This is a genomic window from Pseudoalteromonas sp. BSi20311, assembly GCF_000239875.1.
Lineage (GTDB): Bacteria > Pseudomonadota > Gammaproteobacteria > Enterobacterales > Alteromonadaceae > Pseudoalteromonas.
The window spans coordinates 46,902-67,147 of the sequence record NZ_BADU01000156.1 but is presented as its reverse complement, the minus strand read 5'-3'; the positions used below and the strand labels follow the sequence as shown (position 1 = coordinate 67,147).

18 protein-coding genes are annotated in these 20,246 nt (G+C 40.9%); 14 read left to right on the top strand and 4 right to left on the bottom strand.

The genetic code is table 11. The annotated features are described in order from the left end of the window. Position 1 precedes the first annotated feature (1 nt). From P20311_RS16215 to P20311_RS16205, 3 genes are read left to right on the top strand one after another with little or no spacing between them, the layout of a single operon-like run. A complete protein-coding gene (locus tag P20311_RS16215) occupies positions 2-1,144 on the top strand; it encodes a murein hydrolase activator EnvC (RefSeq protein ID WP_008114896.1) in 1,143 nt (380 codons plus the stop codon). 33 nt (positions 1,145-1,177) lie between these two features. Next, entirely contained in the window at positions 1,178-2,443 is a 1,266-nt protein-coding gene (locus P20311_RS16210; protein WP_008114895.1) for a S41 family peptidase, read from the top strand. Between the two features lie 57 nt (positions 2,444-2,500). Continuing rightward, positions 2,501-3,259: a divergent polysaccharide deacetylase family protein gene (locus P20311_RS16205; protein ID WP_008114894.1), complete on the top strand. Its 759-nt coding sequence runs from the start codon at positions 2,501-2,503 to the stop codon at positions 3,257-3,259. 301 nt (positions 3,260-3,560) lie between these two features. Here the strand turns inward: P20311_RS16205 and rpoH are convergent, their stop codons facing one another. From rpoH to ftsY, 4 genes are all read right to left on the bottom strand, one after another. Next, on the bottom strand, positions 3,561-4,424 hold the full coding sequence (rpoH, locus tag P20311_RS16200) for an RNA polymerase sigma factor RpoH (protein ID WP_008114893.1): 864 nt from the start codon (positions 4,422-4,424) through the stop codon (positions 3,561-3,563). Between the two features lie 241 nt (positions 4,425-4,665). Next, positions 4,666-5,652, bottom strand: a complete 987-nt coding sequence (gene ftsX / locus P20311_RS16195; protein WP_008114892.1) for a permease-like cell division protein FtsX — start codon at positions 5,650-5,652, stop codon at positions 4,666-4,668. Further along, a complete protein-coding gene (gene ftsE, locus P20311_RS16190) occupies positions 5,649-6,326 on the bottom strand; it encodes a cell division ATP-binding protein FtsE (protein ID WP_008114891.1) in 678 nt (225 codons plus the stop codon). The genes ftsX and ftsE overlap by 4 nt, the downstream gene beginning before the upstream one ends. A gap of 93 nt (positions 6,327-6,419) precedes the next feature. Further along, positions 6,420-8,030 (bottom strand): signal recognition particle-docking protein FtsY, encoded by a 1,611-nt coding sequence (ftsY, locus tag P20311_RS16185; RefSeq protein WP_036985277.1) that lies wholly within the window; start codon positions 8,028-8,030, stop codon positions 6,420-6,422. Between the two features lie 205 nt (positions 8,031-8,235). Here ftsY and rsmD point away from each other — a divergent pair, with 205 nt between their 5' ends. The 11 genes from rsmD to purD all read left to right on the top strand — a co-directional run bounded on the left by rsmD (position 8,236) and on the right by purD (position 20,211). Beyond that, positions 8,236-8,841 carry a 16S rRNA (guanine(966)-N(2))-methyltransferase RsmD gene (gene rsmD / locus P20311_RS16180; protein ID WP_008114885.1) on the top strand — a complete coding sequence of 202 codons (606 nt, stop codon included), beginning with the start codon at positions 8,236-8,238 and terminating at the stop codon, positions 8,839-8,841. Positions 8,842-8,986: 145 nt separating this feature from the next. Further along, positions 8,987-9,202, top strand: a complete 216-nt coding sequence (gene rpsU, locus P20311_RS16175; RefSeq protein ID WP_002957797.1) for a 30S ribosomal protein S21 — start codon at positions 8,987-8,989, stop codon at positions 9,200-9,202. 19 nt (positions 9,203-9,221) lie between these two features. Further along, positions 9,222-9,668 (top strand): GatB/YqeY domain-containing protein, encoded by a 447-nt coding sequence (locus tag P20311_RS16170; RefSeq protein ID WP_008114877.1) that lies wholly within the window; start codon positions 9,222-9,224, stop codon positions 9,666-9,668. Between the two features lie 160 nt (positions 9,669-9,828). Next, positions 9,829-11,580 carry a DNA primase gene (dnaG, locus tag P20311_RS16165; RefSeq protein WP_008114875.1) on the top strand — a complete coding sequence of 584 codons (1,752 nt, stop codon included), beginning with the start codon at positions 9,829-9,831 and terminating at the stop codon, positions 11,578-11,580. A 124-nt stretch (positions 11,581-11,704) separates the two neighbouring features. Next, the gene (gene rpoD, locus P20311_RS16160; protein WP_008114873.1) at positions 11,705-13,549 is read left to right on the top strand and encodes an RNA polymerase sigma factor RpoD; all 1,845 of its coding nucleotides are present in this window, start codon (positions 11,705-11,707) and stop codon (positions 13,547-13,549) included. Positions 13,550-13,620: 71 nt separating this feature from the next. Next, positions 13,621-14,502, top strand: coding sequence for a 50S ribosomal protein L11 methyltransferase (gene prmA / locus P20311_RS16155; protein WP_008114871.1), 882 nt, complete (start codon positions 13,621-13,623; stop codon positions 14,500-14,502). A gap of 282 nt (positions 14,503-14,784) precedes the next feature. After that, a complete protein-coding gene (dusB, locus tag P20311_RS16150) occupies positions 14,785-15,756 on the top strand; it encodes a tRNA dihydrouridine synthase DusB (RefSeq protein WP_171034673.1) in 972 nt (323 codons plus the stop codon). A 19-nt stretch (positions 15,757-15,775) separates the two neighbouring features. Beyond that, entirely contained in the window at positions 15,776-16,066 is a 291-nt protein-coding gene (fis, locus tag P20311_RS16145) for a DNA-binding transcriptional regulator Fis (RefSeq protein WP_002957804.1), read from the top strand. Positions 16,067-16,398: 332 nt separating this feature from the next. Then, positions 16,399-17,985, top strand: a complete 1,587-nt coding sequence (gene purH / locus P20311_RS16140) for a bifunctional phosphoribosylaminoimidazolecarboxamide formyltransferase/IMP cyclohydrolase (RefSeq protein ID WP_008114863.1) — start codon at positions 16,399-16,401, stop codon at positions 17,983-17,985. A 109-nt stretch (positions 17,986-18,094) separates the two neighbouring features. Continuing rightward, positions 18,095-18,913, top strand: coding sequence for a class I SAM-dependent methyltransferase (locus P20311_RS16135; RefSeq protein ID WP_008114862.1), 819 nt, complete (start codon positions 18,095-18,097; stop codon positions 18,911-18,913). A gap of 14 nt (positions 18,914-18,927) precedes the next feature. After that, positions 18,928-20,211 (top strand): phosphoribosylamine--glycine ligase, encoded by a 1,284-nt coding sequence (gene purD, locus P20311_RS16130; protein WP_008114861.1) that lies wholly within the window; start codon positions 18,928-18,930, stop codon positions 20,209-20,211. Positions 20,212-20,246: the final 35 nt, after the last annotated feature.

Here is a 20,246-nt window from a genome sequence, read left to right as displayed (position 1 = left end):
TATGAATAAAAGCGCATGCCGCATTATTGCGTGTATATGTGTACTAAACTCATTAGCCACTGGCGTTGCAGTGGCTAATGAGGATCGTACCAAAAAAGACTTATCACAGGTACAAGTCGCTTTAGAGCAAAGCCAAGCTGAATTTCAACAACAACAAAAAGAAATCGCTAAGCAACAGCAAAAACTGAAAAACCACGAACTCGCCATCGCTAAAAATGCTAAAGCACTTAATATGGCTGAGCAATCAGTTAAAACAGCACAACAACTGCAAACAGAACAACAACAAAAAGCGGCACGGCTTGAAAAACAACAGACACAGTTTCAGCGTATTTTAGCAGCCCAATTAAAAAGTGCTTACATGGCTGGCGGCGATGACTATTCAAAAATGCTGCTTAACCAAGAAGATACCGCCAAATTTGAACGAACACTTAGCTACTATAACTACTTAAATAAAGCCCGTATAAAACAACTCGATGAACTTAAAGCACTACAACTAGAAATTGCGAAAAACCAAGCTGAGCTTGCGAAAACAAAAGAGAGACTGGTTACTTTATTTGAGGAGCAAAAAAGACGACAAGCGGCACTCCTTAATGCCAAAAATGAACGTCAAGCAAGCTTAAAAAATCTAAAACAGCAATTAAATAAAACCAAAAATTCCATTAGCTATTTAGAAGAAAACGAGCAAACTCTGATTGCTACCATTAAAGAGCTTGAAGAAGAAGAAAAAACCACAAAAATTGAGCTACTTGGCTTAAATCGCAATAAGGGTAAATTGAACTGGCCAAGCAAAGGGAAATTAGCGCACCAGTTTGGTCAACGTAAGCACGGCGGAATAAACTGGAAAGGTGTATTAATTTCTGCATCTGAAGGGACTTCAGTTAATAGCATTGATAATGGCCAAGTAGTATTTGCCGACTGGTTAAAAGGCTATGGCTGGGTAATCGTACTTGACCATGGTCAAGGTTTTATGAGCTTATACGGACACGCACAAACCTTGCTAAAAGACGTAGGGGATATGGTCAGAAAAGGTGAAAGTGTTGCATTAGTTGGGCAAAGCGGTGGACAAGCCGATTCTGGTCTATACTTTGAAATACGTCATAAAGGGCGTGCTGTTAATCCCATAAAATGGTGCAGGCGTATTTAATATCAAAATAGCTGCATCCTATTAGAGGCAGTTATGATAGACAGACACATTTGCCAAAAAAAAGTATCTCAAAAAAAACCAATGTTTTGGTTTTGTTTGCAGTTGTTTTTTTTATTCGTGTTTTTTGGCTTTATAAATACAGCCTATGCAAGCTCGGTTAAAGATTTAGAAAGCCAAAAAATAAATGAAATACTGTTTAATATCCACACCTACTACGTTGATGATTTAGCACTGCAAAACAGTGAATATATTGAATACAATTCGTCTCAATTTGAACGCTTATATTCTAAGCTCGACGCTTACTCTAAGTATTTAGATAAAAATGAGCTAAATGCATTATTTGATAATACTAATGGCCGCTATACAGGCTTAGGTATAGAAGTAAAAAGCATTGAACAGCGCACTACAATTGTTAAAGTAATTAATAATTCACCAGCAAAACAAGCTGGCCTTCGCCCAGGCGATATAATTACCGCCGTTAATCAGCGCCATGTAGAAAATAGCCCCATTGATATCGTCGCACAGCAAATTAAAGATAGTGCTAACGGCAAAGTACAGCTAAGTATTACCCGTAATAACAATCAAACACCGCTAATATTTAATCTTAGTAGAAAACAAATTAAGCTAGCCAGTGTTACCAAGCAACTACTTGACTCAGGTAGTGGCTATATTGCTATTAATAACTTTTCTAATCACACCTTACATGAGGTTGCTTTACAAATAGCTGCCATGCAAAACCATTACGGCCATTCTTTAAAAGGCCTGATTATTGATTTACGAGACAACCCTGGGGGCACCTTAAAAGGTGCAGTTGCAGTAGCAGATCTGTTTCTTCAAGATGGCTTAATCGTGACGACCAAAGGACGTTTTTATGATTCGAATCAATCCTTTTACGCTAAACGTGGCGATATTTTAAAAGGTGCACCGATTGTTGTGCTCATTAATGAAAACTCAGCCTCGGCAGCAGAAATACTGGCTGCGGCGTTGAAAGAAAACCTACGTGCAAAAATAGTAGGCAGTCAGTCGTTTGGTAAAGGAACAGTGCAATCGCTCATTCCATTAGGCGATGGTGATACCGCTTTAAAACTAACAACAGCTCGCTACTTTACGCCATTGGGAGAGTCCATTGAAGGGATTGGCGTAACCCCAAATGTGGCGATTAATCAAACAACACTTTCACAAACAAATAAAGCCGTTATAATAAAAAATGAACAATCAGAACAAAACACCGTTTTTAACGCTGAAGAATTAGCCGATATCCAGTTAGTAAAAGCAAAGCAGCTACTTAGCATGCAGTAAAAGTGGTAAATTATTTTAAGATAATAAAAATTATAAAACGTGAAAATTATAAATTTAATGGTGTTAGCTGGGCTTTTTTTAGCCTTATTTGCAATACCGAGTGCTGTTAAAGCCAAACAAATAGCCATAGTGATCGATGACATAGGTTATCATCAACGTGACCTAGAATTCCTGAGTTTACCTGGGCAATTGTCTTATTCAATTTTGCCTCATACTCCCTACTCTCAAATATTTGCAACCCTTGCTAGTCAGTCAAATAAAGAACTCCTGTTGCATGTTCCTATGCAAGCTTTAAATGGTAAAAAGCTGGGCCCTGGGGCGCTCACTTTAAATATGGACAAAGCCCAACTTCAACAAACACTCGGTAATGCGCTGGCTAGTTTGCCACAAGTTAAAGGGGTTAATAACCATATGGGCTCTGCGCTCACTCAGCAAACCCAAGCAATGAAATGGACCATGGAAGTACTTAAAAAGCGTCAGTTGTATTTTCTTGATAGCCGAACAACCGACTTAAGCCAAGCACAGAATGCAGCTAACTTTTTAGGGGTAGAGAATATTGGTCGGCATGTATTTTTAGATAATATAACGACCCCTGAGCAGCTACAATTTAGGCTAGAAGAACTAAAATCAAAAGCAACTAAGTATCAGTTTGCCATTGCAATAGCGCATCCCTACCCCGAAACCATCGATTTTTTACGCCACGCTTTGCCGCAATTAACCGAGCAAGGATTTGAATTGGTGCCAGTATCACAACTGGTAGAGAAAAAGTATATTCAACTAGCACAAGCTCATGGTAAAGGGATTAATGCTCGATAACTCACGCTTTAATAAAAAAGTTAAATGTACTCCGAGATAAGAAAAGAATTTTTTACTGTGATACTTAAATGGAAAACGGTCTACTTTAGATTGCCCGCAGTATGTTGTTCAAGACATAGAAGCCAGACCATAGACTTTAGTATTTAAAGTATGAGCCCCTTAGTAGAAACAGAAATAAATATTATTAGTTACTTATTTCAATAAATACAGGTTAGCGTATTTACGCTGCTGCGCTTGTAGAACCACACAATAAAAAAGCCCCACATTTTCATGCAGGGCTTTGTCAGTTTTTTAAGTACGATTAACTCATCGCGCTTTGTAATTTTTTCATTGCTGTTTTTTCCAGCTGGCGAACACGCTCTGCTGATACGCTATACTTTTCAGCCAGCTCTTGCAGTGTTGCTTTATCGTCTGACAGCCAACGAGCACTAACAATATCTTGAGAACGCTCATCGAGAGTTTTCAAAGCGCTAAATAAACGCGTATGTGACTGTTCTTGCCATTGTTGCTGTTCAATGTCGTCAGCTAAATCAGCAGAACCATCGGTTAAGTATTGCACCGGTGAGTAAGTGCTGGTTGGCGCGTCATCATTATCGTCGCCAGTTAAATCAAAGCCCATGTCTTGGCCGCTCATACGCGACTCCATTTCACGCACTTCTTTTTCACTCACACCTAGCTCACTCGCTACTGTGCTTACTTCAGCTTGGTTAAACCAACCTAAACGCTTTTTATTTTTACGTAAATTAAAAAATAATTTACGCTGTGCTTTGGTCGTCGCTACTTTAACGATACGCCAGTTTTTAAGCACAAACTCATGAATTTCGGCTTTAATCCAATGAACCGCAAATGAAACCAAACGTACACCCACTGATGGGTCAAAACGTTTTACTGCTTTCATCAGTCCGATGTTACCTTCTTGAATTAAATCAGCTTGAGGTAACCCGTAACCCGAGTAGCTTTTAGCTATGTGCGCTACAAAGCGCAAATGCGACATAATGAGTTGCTTTGCAGCACTAAGATCGCCTTCTTCCTGAAGTCTTTTTGCAAGTTCCTGCTCTTGCTCAACTTTAAGCATAGGAATAGTACTAACAGCTTGAAGGTAGCCGTCCATACTTGCGCTTTGTTGCCCAACTGTAAGTGCCATTGCGTATAAATCTTTACTCATTTTTCACCTCGGTGATAAACATTTGAAACCATCTTAGCACTCTTTTAGTAAGAGTGCTAACTTGAATTTAAAACTTTTTTGAATCATAAATCAAGTGGTTTTTTTAGTGTTAAGTCAGTCTACGCTAGGCGACTGAATAACCTATGAATTGATTTAGCCAAAACAAAAATAACCTTTTTGCTTTGGCTTTTTTATTATTTTAAACTTAAAACATGACAGTTTTAAGAATTATATTAGGGCCCTAAACCTTATCAGGTTCTATTTCTGAGATGTAACGATTAACCGATAAGTAAGAACCAATAAAACCTAAACTAGTAGCAAGTAATACCAACGCGCCAAACTCATTAAGACTAAGCCCTATTAGCGTAAAACTGGTTTGATACACCCCTGCAACACTGCTTACTGCAGCAGATAGCCACCACATCATTAATGCTACACAAATAAAGGCAAACAATCCGCCAATCACGCCATACCAAATGCCAGTCCATAAAAAGGGAGCGTGTATAAAGGTATTGGTTGCCCCTACTAGCTTCATTACCTGTATTTCTTCTTTTTTATCCATAATAGATAAACGAATTGTATTGCCTATAATAAGCGTCACTGAGGTAAGTAATAATAGCGCAATAGTAATTACACTCTCTTTTAGCAAACTTAGTAATGCATTTAGGCGCTCAAGCCAAGCAATATCAAGCTTACCAAAGTCAACTTCGCGTTCGGCTTCAAGTTTTTTAAGCAATTGCTTAGCTGCATTAGGTTGGCTATGTCGTTGTGTTGGTGTGACTAAAACTACATTCGGTAACGGGTTGGTATCTAAATATTCTAAAGCCTGACCAAAGCCAGACATTTCTTTGAACTCATCCAAAGCCTCAGTGCGAGAAATAAAAGTCACAGTTTGTATTTCGGGATATAGCGCTAAACGTTTAACTAAGGTTTGCGTTTCTTGCTCGCTCATATTTTCTTTTACAAACAAGGATATTTCGCTGGCTTGCTCAAAACCACTACTCACTTGCTGCACATTTTTTACCACTAAATATAGTGTTGCAGGCAACGTTAAACTCAAACCGAGTACTGCAATGGTCATCATTGAAGCCAATGGCGTGCGCCACATTTCTCCTAGACTGTACACACCTTGGCGAAAAATATTAATAATAAAAAAGTAACCGCCAGAGAATACTGACTTTTTTTGTTTATCATTACTATTTTGACGGCTTTTGAACAGTAAACTCATAATACCCCCTCAGCCAGTGGATCTTGGCTCATTCGTCCATCATGAAGCGTTAAACTGCGGTACTTCATCCGTGACACTAAGCCCAAATCATGAGTGGCAATTAAAACCGTGGTGCCATGTTTATTAAAGTCTTCAAACAGGCGTAATATTTCCATTGATAATTCAGGGTCTAAGTTACCGGTAGGTTCATCGGCTAGCAATATAGGTGGCGAATTGACGATGGCTCGTGCAATCCCTACTCGTTGTTGTTCACCACCAGAAAGTGTAGAAGGGTGACAGCGCACTTTATCTAACAAACCCACTTTATCAAGCGCTCCATGCACACGTTTGGCAATTTGCTTGTGGTGAGTACCTTCAATAATTAAGGGCAAAGCAACGTTATCAAATACCGTGTATCGCTCTAATAATCGATGATTTTGAAAAATAATACCAATGTCGCGACGTGCATACGGAATTTGACGGGAATTTAATTTATTTAAATCCACGCCATTAATAAACACGTTTCCTGCAGAAGGACGTTCCATTAAGCTAATAAGCTTTAATAGTGTACTTTTACCAGCCCCACTGTGGCCAGTTAGAAAAGCCAATTCACCAGGCTTTATATGAAAGTTCACTTTTTCAAGCGCGCGGTGTCCACCGGCATAGGTTTTACTTACTTGCTGAAAATTTATCATTTTTTATTATTGCCAATTTATTGTTAGCCTTAGGCTCTAAAATAAAATGGTATTCCTCGCAATTAAAAAGGGAGCAGGCTCCCTTTTGGTAAATTAAGCGTCGTCCTCATCTTGACTAAATAGCGCGTCAATAAAGTCATCGCTCTTGAAGGTACGCAAATCATCAATACTTTCACCTACGCCAATGTAACGAATAGGAATATTAAACTTATCGGCAACGGCAAAAATAACCCCACCTTTAGCAGTACCATCAAGCTTTGATAATGTGATACCGGTTAAACCTACACATTGATTAAATAAATTTACTTGGCTAATTGCATTTTGGCCTGTACCAGCATCAATAGTCAGCATCACTTCATGAGGTGCATCAGGGTCTACTTTTTTCATTACACGAGCTATTTTTTCAAGCTCTTGCATTAAGTTATCTTTATTTTGCAAGCGCCCTGCTGTATCAGCAATTAACACATCGACATTACGTGCTTTTGCAGCTTGAAAAGCATCAAATACTACCGATGCACTATCAGCACCTGTATGTTGAGCTATTACCGGAATGCTGTTGCGTTCACCCCATACTTGAAGCTGCTCTACCGCTGCAGCTCTAAAAGTATCACCGGCAGCAAGCATGACCGACTTACCTTGATTTTGGAATTGCTTGGCCATTTTACCAATGGTGGTGGTTTTACCTACGCCGTTTACCCCTACCATTAAAATAACAAAAGGTTTTTTATCTGCTGGTATTTCTAAAGGCTGCTCTGCTGTTTTTAGCATAGTTGCCATTTCTTGTTTCATAAGCTCATAAAGCGCATCACCATCTTTAAGTTGCTTGCGATCGGCTGCATCAGTTAAATTATCAATGAGCTTCATGGTGGTATCAACACCGAGATCAGCAGTAAGTAACTGAGTCTCTAGCTCTTCAAATAACTCATCGTCAATTTTTTTACCGCTAAAAATTGACGAAAAACCAGAGCCAATATTCACTCGAGTTTTAAGTAAGCCTTTTTTGAGACGAGAGAAAAAGCCTTCTTTTTTAGGTTTTTCCGCTTTCTTTGCTTCTTCCTCTGCAAGCTCTGCGGTCAGTCGCTGTTGCTCTAGACGCTCAGCCTCTTCTTCAGCTGCAATACGCTGTTGCTCTAAACGCTCATTCTCAGCTTGCTCTGCTGCAATACGCTGTTGTTCTAAGCGCTCATTCTCAGCTTGCTCTGCTGCAATACGCTGTTGTTCTAAGCGCTCATTTTCAGCTTGCTCTGCTGCAATACGCTGTTGCTCTAAACGTTCATTTTCAGCTTGCTCTGCTGCAATGCGCTGTTGCTCTAAACGCTCATTCTCAGCTTGTTCAGCCGCGATACGTTCTTGCTCTAACAACATTTTCGCTTCTTGTTCAGCTAAACGTTTAGCTTGCTCTTGTCTTTGCTGCTCTGCATCCGCCTGTTGTTTAGCTAATAGCTCAGCGTTAGCTTGTTCAATCGCTTGTTTTTCTGCTGCCGCAGCGCGTTGTGCTTGCGCCTGTGTCTCTTGCTCTAAACGTTCAGCTTCTGCTTTTTCAGCAGCTAGACGTTGTTGTTCAGCTTGCTCTGCTGCTAAACGTTCCTGTTCGGCTTTTTCTGCCTGCTCGTTTGCTAATGCTTGTTGTTTATCAGCTTCCGCTTGTTTTTTATCTGACTTGCCAAAACCGAGCCACGACATGAATTTACTTTTTTTTGCCATACTTGCTAATAACCACTTATAAAAATCTGATAAACTAACGATAATGATAGCGTGCTTTTAAGCCTAAATAATTGCTTTTTAGCCACACGTTATCCTCGAGGGTGCATAATAGTAACACTTTTAGCGCAGTTGAAAAATGACACGCCATGATATGATTGCAATATTATCTGAGCTAGATCATAGATACCAATTTTTAGTGAGTTAAATGAGAAAAAAAACCACACAAAATAACACCAGTCATAAATCAGCCGATGGCGTTATTAGAATCATTAGCGGCCAATTTCGCGGTCGTAAACTGCCAGTAAAAGATGTCCAAGGCCTGCGTCCTACAACCGACAGAATAAAAGAAACAGTATTTAATTGGTTAATGCACGATACCCGCGATGCGCGCACTCTCGATTGCTTTGCCGGTTCCGGTGGTTTAGGATTCGAAGCGCTATCTCGCTTTGCTAAAAACACCACATTTATAGAACTTGATGCGTTAGCAGCAAAACAGCTAACGCAAAATATTGCCACGCTGAATGCGCAAAATGCACAGGTACTCAATACTAATACCTTGACCTTTCTTGAGAGTAAAAACACCAGTGAGGCATTTAATTTAGTTTTTATTGACCCGCCATTTCGTAAAAATTTGGCTCAATCATGCTGTGATTTATTAGAAAATAATCAATGGCTCGACTCTGATGCACTGATATACGTTGAGGTAGAAACAGAATTAACTTCGTTTAAAGCACCAAGTAACTGGTTGTTAATAAAAGAGAAAAAAGCTGGTCAAGTTTTTTATAGGCTGTACCAACGCCATATAAATTAACACTGTTTTAGCGGTCAGGTTTCTGTTAATATTATCCTTTACATGTGGTGTTGCTTCGGATTACAATGCCGCACCATTTTTGAACCACTTGATCAATGTTTGATCAACTTGAGCAACGCTCATAATTTAGGTAGGTGAATTTTTAATGCCAGTAATTAAAGTAAGAGAGAACGAACCGTTTGACGTAGCACTTCGTCGCTTCAAGCGTTCATGTGAAAAAGCAGGTATCCTTTCAGAAGTTCGTCGTCGCGAGCACTATGAAAAACCAACAGCTGAGCGTAAGCGTAAAAAAGCAGCTGCTGTAAAACGTCACATGAAAAAACTTTCTCGTGATAACGCTCGTCGCGTTAAATTATACTAATATATTAGGTCTTGTATAAATGAGCCTTTTAATAACGCTAAAAGATGCGCAAAAAGATGCGATGAGAGCCAAAGACAAACAGCGTCTTAACCCTATTCGTATGGTACTTGCTGCAATCAAGCAACGTGAAATTGACGAGCAAATAACACTAGACGACGCAGGTATTACCTCCGTTATAGTGAAGCTTGTTAAACAACGTCGCGACTCTTACACTCAGTATAAAGATGCTGGGCGTGATGATTTAGCTGAAATTGAAGCCAATGAAATTACAGCACTTGAAGCTTTTTTACCTCAACAATTGAGTGAAGAAGAAATCATTGCTCTCATTGACGCGGCTATTGCTGATACTAACGCAGCAGGTATGCAAGACATGGGTAAAGTAATGGGTATAATCAAAAGCAAAGCCGAAGGTCGTGCCGATATGGGCAAAATCTCAGGTTTAATTAAGCAACGATTAACAGCCTAACACTCCCACATACATTAAGTATGATTGAAGTAAACCGAGCCTTGAGCTCGGTTTCTTCGTTTAGAGCACTTCAAAAAAATATGCATTTGTGTTCCAATCTCTGCGTATTATAATTCGCTTTTAACACTTTTATATTTACCTTAGGGCTGTACTTTAAACAATGGCTGGAAAGATCCCACGCAACTTTATCGATGATTTATTGGCACGAACCGATATTGTCGACCTGATTGACTCAAAGGTAGGGTTGAAAAAAGCGGGCAAAGACTATCAAGCTTGCTGTCCTTTTCATAATGAAAAGTCGCCTTCGTTTACTGTATCGCAAGATAAACAGTTTTATCATTGCTTTGGCTGTGGCGCTAACGGCAACGCTATTTCTTTTGTTATGGAGTATGACAAACTCGAGTTTGTTGATGCAATTGAAGAACTAGCCAGTTTACTTAACCTTGATGTTCCTCGCGAGCAAGGAAGCAGTAATGGCCCAGAGCGCACCGCAGCACAAAAACGTTCAGACTACGACTTAATGCTCCATGCAGCGCGTTTCTATCAACACCAGTTAAAACATCATAGTAATTCTGAAACAGTAATAGATTATGTAAAAGGTCGCGGCTTAAGCGGCGCAACAGTTAAAAAGTTTATGATGGGTTATGCGCCCAGCGAATGGGAAGGCCTCTGCCAACAACTTGGGCGAAACCAAGAACAAAAAGAGCAATTAGTTGAGCTAAAACTCGCATCAGAGAAAACCCCAGGTAAACAGTTCGACTTTTTCCGTGATCGCTTAATGTTCCCTATTCGTGATAAACGCGGTCGCGTTATTGCTTTTGGTGGGCGAGTAATGCAAGCGGATCAAGGGCCTAAATATTTAAACTCTCCGGAGACGCGCATATTTCATAAGGGCTTTGAACTCTATGGGCTTTATGAAGCTAAACAAGCGCACAAAAAGCTTGACCATGTACTGATTGTAGAAGGCTACATGGACGTAGTAGCGCTGGCAGAACAAGGTATTGAATATGCCGTAGCAGCCCTTGGCACAGCGACAACTAGCGAGCATATGCACACTTTATTTAGAACCACTGACAAAGTTATTTGTTGCTACGATGGTGACCGTGCAGGTAAAGATGCTGCGTGGCGTGCACTGGAAAATGCACTTCCTTACTTAAACGATGGTAAAGCACTGCATTTTGTATTTTTACCCGATGGTGAAGACCCTGATTCACTTGTACAACAAGAAGGTAAAGAGGCTTTTGAGCAGCGCCTTGAAAACGCCGATGACTTCACTAAAGTGCTGTTTAATAAACTAAGTAAAGAGATTGATTTAACGCTTGATTCCGGTAAAGCTAAGCTACTTAGTGCAGCATTGCCATTAATTGAAAAGATCCCAAGTGAGTTCTATCAAGAAAATATCCTAGAGCAGTTAGGCCGATTAATTGGTCGCACCCGTGAGCAACTTAATAATCACTTAAAAACGCCAAAACAACAGCAAGCAATTGAACGCAAATTTAAAATTACCCCCATGCGCCAAGCGATAGGTATTTTAATTCAGCATCCTAATTTGGCGAAAAGCGTGCCCTACTTGCCTGATTTAGCACAAATGAATATAGCGGGTATTGGCTTATTATTACGCCTACAACATCAAGCGTTACAAAAAGATGGTATTACCACTGCACAAATTCTCGAATCATTTAGAGACACTGATGACTATGAGCCATTAACTAAGTTGGCTACATGGCAACATCAAATAAATGAAGAGCGTTTAGAGACTGTTTTTCAAAATACTTTTAAATTTATTGAAGATCAGTGTTTAAATTATCGACTAGAGACCCTATTAATAAAAGACAAGACACAGGGCTTAAATAGCGATGAACGACTAGAATGTCATTTGCTAATGACAGCGTTAAAAACGACTAACGGCTAGTCAGATTTGATTTAGGCTGTTATACTGTGCTATTCACTGCGTCACATTATTCTGGTTAGCCTTTGAGCAAACTCCATGATGGCGCCTGTTGTATCAACTTATCAGAGTGGAAGAAACAATCTCTATGGATCCAACTCCTCAGTCACAATTAAAACTTCTGATTCAAAAAGGTAAAGAGCAAGGTTACTTAACTTTTGCAGAAGTTAATGATCACCTTCCACAAGATATTATCGACTCAGATCAAGTAGAAGATATCATTAGCATGATTAATGACATGGGTATCAAGGTTAGCGAAAACGCGCCTGATGCTGATGAATTAATGATGCAAGAAACCACGACAGACGAAGACGCAGCGGAAGCTGCCGCTGCAGCCCTTGCTACTGTAGAAAAAGAAATTGGCCGTACAACTGACCCTGTTCGCATGTATATGCGTGAAATGGGTACTGTTGAGCTTCTTACCCGTGAAGGCGAAATTGTTATCGCTAAACGTATTGAAGAAGGCATTAACCAAGTACAAATTTCGGTTGCTGAATACCCAGAAGCGATCACTTACCTACTTGAACAGTGGGATAAGTTTGAAGCAGAAGAGATGCGTCTTAGCGACATTATCTCTGGCTTTTTCGATCCTGATGCAGACGAAGCACCACCGATTGCTGCCACTAACATTGGTTCTGAATTAAGCGAAAAACAGCTTGATGACAGCGATGATGATGACGATGACAGCGATGATGAAGACGAAGAAGAAGTAGATACAGGGCCAGATCCTGAAGAAGCGCGCATCCATTTCGAAAACTTACGTGATTTATACACTAAAGCACGTGAAACATTCGATAAAAAAGGTCGCTCTCACCCAGAATCTCAAGCCGCTATTTTAGAAATCGGTGAGTTGTTCAGAACCTTCAAACTTGTGCCTAAACAATTTGATCGCATGGTTAATAACATGCGTGAAATGATGGACCGAGTTCGCGTTCAAGAACGTCTTATCATGAAGCATGCAGTACAAGTTTCAAAGCTTCCAAAGAAAACCTTTGTTAAGCATTTTGCAAACAACGAAACTGACACAGCATGGCTTGATATTGAAATTGCAGCCAACGAAAAGCATTCAGCTAAACTTGAAGAAGTGAAGCCTGAAATACTTCGTTGTATTAGCAAACTTACTTCAATGGAAGAAAGCACTGGCTTAAGCATTGAACGTATTAAAGATATAAACCGTCGCATGAGTATTGGTGAAGCGAAAGCGCGCCGTGCTAAAAAAGAGATGGTAGAAGCAAACTTACGTCTTGTAATTTCAATCGCTAAAAAATACACCAACCGTGGCTTACAGTTCTTAGATTTAATCCAAGAAGGTAACATAGGTCTGATGAAAGCGGTTGATAAATTTGAATACCGTCGTGGTTATAAGTTCTCTACTTATGCTACGTGGTGGATCCGCCAAGCAATTACGCGCTCTATTGCTGACCAAGCAAGAACGATCCGTATTCCAGTACATATGATTGAAACGATCAATAAATTGAACCGTATTTCACGTCAAATGTTACAAGAAATGGGTCGTGAGCCAAATCCAGAAGAATTAGCTGAACGCATGATGATGCCTGAGGATAAAATCCGCAAGGTACTTAAGATTGCAAAAGAGCCAATTTCAATGGAAACACCGATTGGTGATGATGAAGATTCGCACTTAGGCGACTTCATCGAAGATACCACTATTGATTCGCCTATCGATTCGGCAACAATGGAGTCTCTTCGTGGCGCAACTAACGATGTGCTCGCTGGCTTAACAGCCCGTGAAGCGAAAGTATTACGTATGCGTTTTGGTATTGATATGAATACCGACCACACGTTAGAAGAAGTAGGTAAACAATTTGACGTAACACGTGAGCGTATTCGTCAAATTGAAGCGAAGGCACTGCGTAAATTACGTCACCCTTCTCGCTCTGATTTACTGAAAAGCTTTTTAGACGCTAAATAATCTAGCGTTACATTATGAGTTAACTTAAAAGGCCGCTGTAGCGGCCTTTTTTCTATTTCAAGGAAATAAACATGGCCTGGATCCAAATCCGTATCAATGCCAATGCTGCAACTGCTGATGCAGTAAGTGACCTATTAATGGAAGCTGGTAGTGCTTCAGTCACCTTTATTGATGCAAAAGACACCCCTATTTATGAGCCTAAAATTGGCACTGTCGTTTTTTGGGCTGACACCACAGTAATTGGTCTGTTCGAAGCTAATCATGATATGAACGCCGTGGTTGCGCTATTAAAGCGCCATGATGAACTAAAAGACAATTTAGTTTACAAAATTGAGCAACTCGAAGACAAAGACTGGGAACGTGAATGGATGGATAATTTCCACCCCATTCAATTTGGCGAAAAACTCTGGATTTGCCCTAGCTGGCGCGATATTCCAGACCCTGACGCAGTCAATGTACTGCTTGATCCAGGCCTTGCATTTGGAACTGGCACACACGCCACCACCGCGCTGTGTTTAAAGTGGCTTGAAAGCCAAGACTTAACTGGTAAAACGGTAGTCGATTTTGGCTGTGGCTCAGGCATATTAGGCATTGCAGCAATTAAATTAGGTGCTGAGCGCATGATTGGGATAGATATAGACCCACAAGCGCTAGAAGCAAGCCTAGATAACGCTAATCGTAATGGCGTTGCTGACAAGCTTGAAGTTTACCTTCCAGAAAACCAGCCTGAGTTTACTGCTGACATTGTAGTGGCAAATATTTTAGCGCAACCACTGCGTGAGCTTCATAGTGTTATTTTAGGATTATTAAAGCCAGGCGGTAAAATTGCCATGTCTGGCATTTTAGAAGAACAAGCACAATCGGTTGCTGACATATACGCGCCCTTTATTGAACTCGATGAAATTGCCATTGAAGGTGATTGGACCCGAGTCAGTGGCATTAAAAAAGCATAATAGTGCGTTTTTAAAAAATTTAGAGTATTAACTCAAAAGTCGTATCTAGAGCCTGTATTTAACAGGCTTTACTATTTTTTTACATAATAAAAAATAAAGATTTTTTATTATAAAAACAACGACCGTTCAAAATTCACACAAATAAACCGCTTCGTCATACGGTTATCAAATGTCAATACGAAAAGAGCAAAAAAAAGTCACTTTTGTTCAATTTATAGCCTTTGATTTTTGCGCAAAAAGCCGTAAACTTAGCGCCCCTTGAAAAGAGGCCTATTGAATATCGTGCGTATCGGTTCATACCAACTTGAGAATAATGTCATTGTCGCGCCTATGGCGGGCATAACAGACAGACCATTTAGACAGCTATGTCGTCGTTTAGGCGCTGGCCTTGCTGTGTCTGAAATGCTGTCGTCGAATCCGAAGGTTTGGAAAACCGAAAAGTCGATGAACCGAATGGATCATTCTGGTGAGTCGGGTATACGTGCGGTGCAAATTGCAGGAGCAGACCCTGAGCTTATGGCACAGGCCGCACAATTCAATGTTGCAAACGGTGCACAGATCATAGATATCAATATGGGGTGCCCAGCAAAAAAAGTGAACAAGAAACTTGCAGGCTCAGCCTTATTACAGTTTCCAGAACTCGTGGAAGAGATTATTGATGCCGTCGTTAATGCGGTTGATATACCTGTGACACTTAAAATCCGTACTGGATGGGATCAGGACAACCGTAATGGTGTAGAGATTGCAAGAATAGCTGAACGTTATGGCATTGCATCACTGGCTGTACATGGGCGCACGCGCGCATGTATGTATAAAGGTGATGCTGAGTACGCCACTATTAGGGATATAAAACGTTCAGTGTCGATACCTGTGGTTGCTAATGGTGATATTACATCACCAGAAAAAGCAAAACAGGTTTTGGACTATACGGGTGCAGATGCCATTATGATTGGTCGAGCCGCCCAAGGTCGCCCTTGGATATTTAGGGAGATAGACCACTATTTGCGAACTGGTGAACATATGCAGCCACCTGCTATAGCAGAGGTGCGCAGTATTTTAATGGAGCATTTAACTAACCTCCATATGTTTTACGGTGAGCCAATGGGAGCACGAATCGCTCGCAAACATGTATCTTGGTATTTGCAAACCCATGACAGTGACGGTCAGTTTAGGCGAGTATTTAATGCGCTCGACAATTCAGAGGCACAGGTCGTCGCATTAGAGCAATACTTTAAAACACTAGCAGCTAACTAAGAAAGAAAGAGACTTTATAATGTTCGAACAAAACGTGACTTCTCCATTTATCACTAACCCTCATGTTCAGTCACACGAGAAACCGCAGCCATTGCGTGATGCAGTAAAAAAAGCTGTTCACCACTACTTAAAGCAGCTTAACGGTCAAGATGTGCAAGACGTTTACGACCTTGTTCTTTCTGAGCTAGAAGCGCCATTGCTTGAAGAAGTAATGACTTACACACGTGGTAACCAAACTCGTGCGGCAATTTTACTAGGTATCAACCGTGGTACTTTACGTAAAAAGCTTAAAAAATACGGTATGAACTGATACCAGCTATATTGAAACCGTAATCATTCTAACGAGCTAAATAAGCCCCTAACTGCGTTAAAATTTTTTTATGTAGAATAACTACACAGCAAAATTTTTGCCTTGTTATTGACTTATTTATCTGTCGTTATAATTGCTTACTAATCCAATACAACTGGTATAAAGTATTTTGAGTAGAAAGCACCTTAGGGTGCTTTTTTTATATGCAAAATTTATTAACGAAATTGCAAAATGCTCACGCTTTATGGGTCGTTATAAGTCGTTTTTTGAGTCTGAATCAGTTAAAATACGCGCTTCTAAGCTAGCTCATTAACTGAGGAAATCAAACTACAATGGATACACATCGTCCTATACGTCGCGCACTTTTGAGTGTGTCAGACAAAACCGGTATTGTTGAATTTGCCCGTGCACTAGAAGCACAAGGTGTTGAAATACTTTCAACTGGCGGCACATGTAAACTACTTGCTGATAATGCTATCAAAGTTACCGAAGTATCAGATCACACCGGTCACCCTGAGATCATGGATGGTCGCGTAAAAACCCTACACCCAAAAATTCATGGCGGTATCCTTGCTCGTCGTGGCCAAGATGAAGACGTAATGACAGATAACAACATTGCTGCTATCGACATCGTTGTAGTTAACTTATACCCCTTTGCGAACACTGTCGCTCAAGAAAACTGCAGCCTTGAAGATGCTATTGAAAACATCGATATTGGTGGCCCAACTATGGTGCGTGCCGCCGCTAAAAATCACAAAGATGTGACAATTGTTGTTAACGCAAGCGACTACGACCGTGTTATCAGCGAAATGCAAAATAATAACGGCTCAACCACCTACAAAACCCGCTTTGATTTAGCTATTGCCGCCTATGAGCACACAGCGCAATACGACGGTATGATTGCTAACTACTTCGGTAAAATGGTGCCTGATTACACAGATGAAGCCGCTATCGATACTAAGTTCCCGCGTACTATCAATATGCAATTCACTAAAAAGCAAGATATGCGTTACGGTGAAAATTCGCATCAAGATGCCGCGTTTTATGTTGAAAACGACATCACTGAAGCGTCTGTGGCGACAGCGTCTCAGCTACAAGGTAAAGCATTATCGTTTAACAATATTGCCGATACCGATGCCGCACTTGAATGTGTTAAAGAATTTGATGTACCTGCGTGTGTTATTGTAAAACATGCTAATCCATGTGGTGTTTCAATTGGCGACAATATCTTAGAAGCATACGATCGTGCTTTTAAAACTGACCCAACATCAGCGTTTGGCGGCATTATTGCTTTTAACCAAGAACTTGATGCAAAAACTGCACAAGCGATTGTTGAACGTCAATTTGTTGAAGTTATTATCGCACCAAGTGTAAGTGCAGAAGCGGCTCAAATAGTCTCGGCTAAGCAAAATGTTCGCTTATTAGAGTGTGGTGAGTTTTCAGCTAAAGGCACAGGCCATGATATTAAACGCGTTAATGGCGGTGTTCTAATTCAAGACCGTGATTTAGGTATGGTAACGCAAGGCGACTTAACGGTCGTGTCTAAGCGCCAGCCTTCTGAGCAAGAACTTAAAGACTTACTGTTCTGCTGGAAAGTCGCTAAATTTGTAAAATCAAACGCCATTGTTTATGCCCGAGACGGTATGACTATTGGTGTAGGCGCAGGCCAAATGAGCCGCGTTTACTCAGCTAAAATCGCCGGTATTAAAGCTGCCGATGAAAACCTTGAAGTAAAAGGTTCGGTAATGGCATCAGATGCATTTTTCCCATTCCGTGATGGTATTGATGCTGCAGCCGCTGCAGGCATTACCGCGGTTATTCAACCGGGTGGTTCAATGCGCGATAAAGAAGTAATTGCCGCCGCTGATGAAGCCGGTATGGCAATGGTGTTTACGGGTATGCGCCATTTCCGCCATTAATCGCTTAAAGAGCTAACTACTTCAGTTAGCTCTTTTTGTTTGCATCAAATTCACGTATTCTGCTTATTCTATAACCATGACTAACAATTATAATGTGAAGGATTAGACGATGAAATTTGCACTAAAATCTCTACTGGTTGCCACACTGTCATTAAGTTCAACAATGGTATTGGCACACAACCACGGCCACGAATCAGCATTAACAAATGCAGTTAAAGCAAGCGAGCGCAGCAGTGAGCGCGATCAATACCGCAATCCTGTAGAAACTCTGGAGTTTTTTGGCTTTAAACCAACAATGACTGTGGTAGAAATTGCGCCTGGCGGTGGTTGGTATAGTGAAATTTTAGCGCCAGCATTAAAAGAGCAAGGCACCTATTATGCCGCGCATTTTCCTGCTGATTCATCGGTAGGTTACTACCAACGTTCTCTTGCTGGTTTTAAAGCTAAAATCGCTGAAGATGCCCGCTTTAGTGACGTTAAACTTACTGAGTTTGCTCCTTCTACTCATTTAGATATTGCCCCTGCGAGTAGCGCCGATATGGTACTTACTTTTCGTAATGTCCATAACTGGTACATGAGTAAAGATAAAGAAGCTGCAAGCAATGCATTTAAGTCTTTTTATACAGCACTTAAACCTGGCGGCACTTTAGGTGTAGTTGAACATCGCCTACCCGAAGAGCAAGCCGATGAAATGCAAAAGTCATCAGGTTATATGAAGCAAAGTGTGGTTATTGCACTTGCTGAACAAGCAGGTTTTGAACTTGAAGCAAAAAGCGATATTAATGCAAACCCTCTTGATACAGCCGATCACCCTAAAGGGGTATGGACCCTTCCACCTAGCCTTAGACTTGGCGAGCAAGATGCCGCTAAATATAAAGCCATAGGTGAAAGCGACCGTATGACGCTGAAATTTAAAAAACCGCTTTAAATAGGATATTCGCCATGAATGTATTAGTCATTGGCAGCGGCGGCCGCGAACACGCACTTGCGTTTAAGGCCGCTCAAAATACAAAAGTAAACACTGTTTATGTTGCACCAGGTAATGCCGGCACAGCCCTTGAGCCAAAACTTGAGAACGTAGCAATTAACGTTGAAGACCTTGATGGGCTACTGAGCTTTGCACAACAAAATAATGTTGAGCTAACCATTGTTGGTCCAGAAGTGCCATTGGTGTTAGGCGTTGTTGATAAGTTTCGTGAACACGGCTTAGCCATTTTTGGCCCAACAGCCGGTGCAGCGCAGCTTGAAGGGTCTAAATCGTTCACTAAAGACTTTTTAGCACGTCATGCTATTCCAACGGCTGATTACCAAACGTTTGAACAAATCGACCCCGCGCTTGCCTACTTAAAAGAGAAAGGCGCACCGATTGTTATAAAAGCTGATGGTTTAGCGGCCGGTAAAGGCGTGATTGTAGCTATGGACGAGCGCGATGCAGAAGAAGCTATTCGCGATATGCTTGCGGGTAATGCCTTTGGTGAAGCTGGCAGCCGTGTTGTCATCGAAGAGTTTTTAGAAGGTGAAGAAGCGTCGTTTATTGTAATGGTTGATGGTAAAAACGTACTGCCGTTTGCAACCAGCCAAGACCATAAACGCGCTTACAATGGCGATGCAGGCCCTAATACTGGCGGCATGGGTGCATACTCACCAGCGCCTGTAGTCACCGATGAAATTCATCAACGCATTATGAATGAAGTGATTTACCCAACGGTAGAAGGTATGGCTGATGAAGGCCATCCGTACACTGGCTTTTTATATGCAGGCTTGATGATAGATGACACCGGCACACCAAAAGTTATTGAATATAACTGTCGTTTTGGCGACCCTGAAACACAACCTATGATGCTTCGCTTACAATCAGATTTAGTTGAACTAATTGAAGCTGCTAACCGTGTAGAACTTGATAAAACCACCATTGAGTTTGATTCACGTGCTGCTGTAGGTGTTGTTTTAGCTGCCAAAGGTTACCCAGATAACTACCCGAAAGGCGATGCAATAAGTGGCCTAAAAGTAACCTACCCTGAAGGCGAAAAAGTTTTTCACGCAGGGACTAAGCAAGATGGCGATAACGTAGTAACTGCCGGTGGTAGAGTATTATGTGCAACGGCACTAGGTAATACCGTTACCGAAGCGCAACAACGTGCCTATAAACTGGTTGATGAAATCAGCTGGGACGGCATGGAATACCGTACAGATATAGCCTATCGTGCAATTGCTCGTGAACAATAATTATTGAGTTTTACTCATTAAACTTTATAAGCGCA

Coding starts and splice junctions, on each gene's coding strand:
- ftsX (WP_008114892.1), bottom strand. CDS start 5,652: ATGAGTTTACTGTTCAAAAGCCGTCAAAATAGTAATGATAAACAAAAA.
- P20311_RS16205 (WP_008114894.1), top strand. CDS start 2,501: ATGGTGTTAGCTGGGCTTTTTTTAGCCTTATTTGCAATACCGAGTGCT.
- P20311_RS16135 (WP_008114862.1), top strand. CDS start 18,095: ATGAAATTTGCACTAAAATCTCTACTGGTTGCCACACTGTCATTAAGT.
- P20311_RS16210 (WP_008114895.1), top strand. CDS start 1,178: ATGATAGACAGACACATTTGCCAAAAAAAAGTATCTCAAAAAAAACCA.
- dnaG (WP_008114875.1), top strand. CDS start 9,829: ATGGCTGGAAAGATCCCACGCAACTTTATCGATGATTTATTGGCACGA.
- P20311_RS16170 (WP_008114877.1), top strand. CDS start 9,222: ATGAGCCTTTTAATAACGCTAAAAGATGCGCAAAAAGATGCGATGAGA.
- P20311_RS16215 (WP_008114896.1), top strand. CDS start 2: ATGAATAAAAGCGCATGCCGCATTATTGCGTGTATATGTGTACTAAAC.
- rpoD (WP_008114873.1), top strand. CDS start 11,705: ATGGATCCAACTCCTCAGTCACAATTAAAACTTCTGATTCAAAAAGGT.
- prmA (WP_008114871.1), top strand. CDS start 13,621: ATGGCCTGGATCCAAATCCGTATCAATGCCAATGCTGCAACTGCTGAT.
- ftsE (WP_008114891.1), bottom strand. CDS start 6,326: ATGATAAATTTTCAGCAAGTAAGTAAAACCTATGCCGGTGGACACCGC.
- rpsU (WP_002957797.1), top strand. CDS start 8,987: ATGCCAGTAATTAAAGTAAGAGAGAACGAACCGTTTGACGTAGCACTT.
- ftsY (WP_036985277.1), bottom strand. CDS start 8,030: ATGGCAAAAAAAAGTAAATTCATGTCGTGGCTCGGTTTTGGCAAGTCA.
- fis (WP_002957804.1), top strand. CDS start 15,776: ATGTTCGAACAAAACGTGACTTCTCCATTTATCACTAACCCTCATGTT.
- rpoH (WP_008114893.1), bottom strand. CDS start 4,424: ATGAGTAAAGATTTATACGCAATGGCACTTACAGTTGGGCAACAAAGC.
- purD (WP_008114861.1), top strand. CDS start 18,928: ATGAATGTATTAGTCATTGGCAGCGGCGGCCGCGAACACGCACTTGCG.
- purH (WP_008114863.1), top strand. CDS start 16,399: ATGGATACACATCGTCCTATACGTCGCGCACTTTTGAGTGTGTCAGAC.
- rsmD (WP_008114885.1), top strand. CDS start 8,236: ATGAGAAAAAAAACCACACAAAATAACACCAGTCATAAATCAGCCGAT.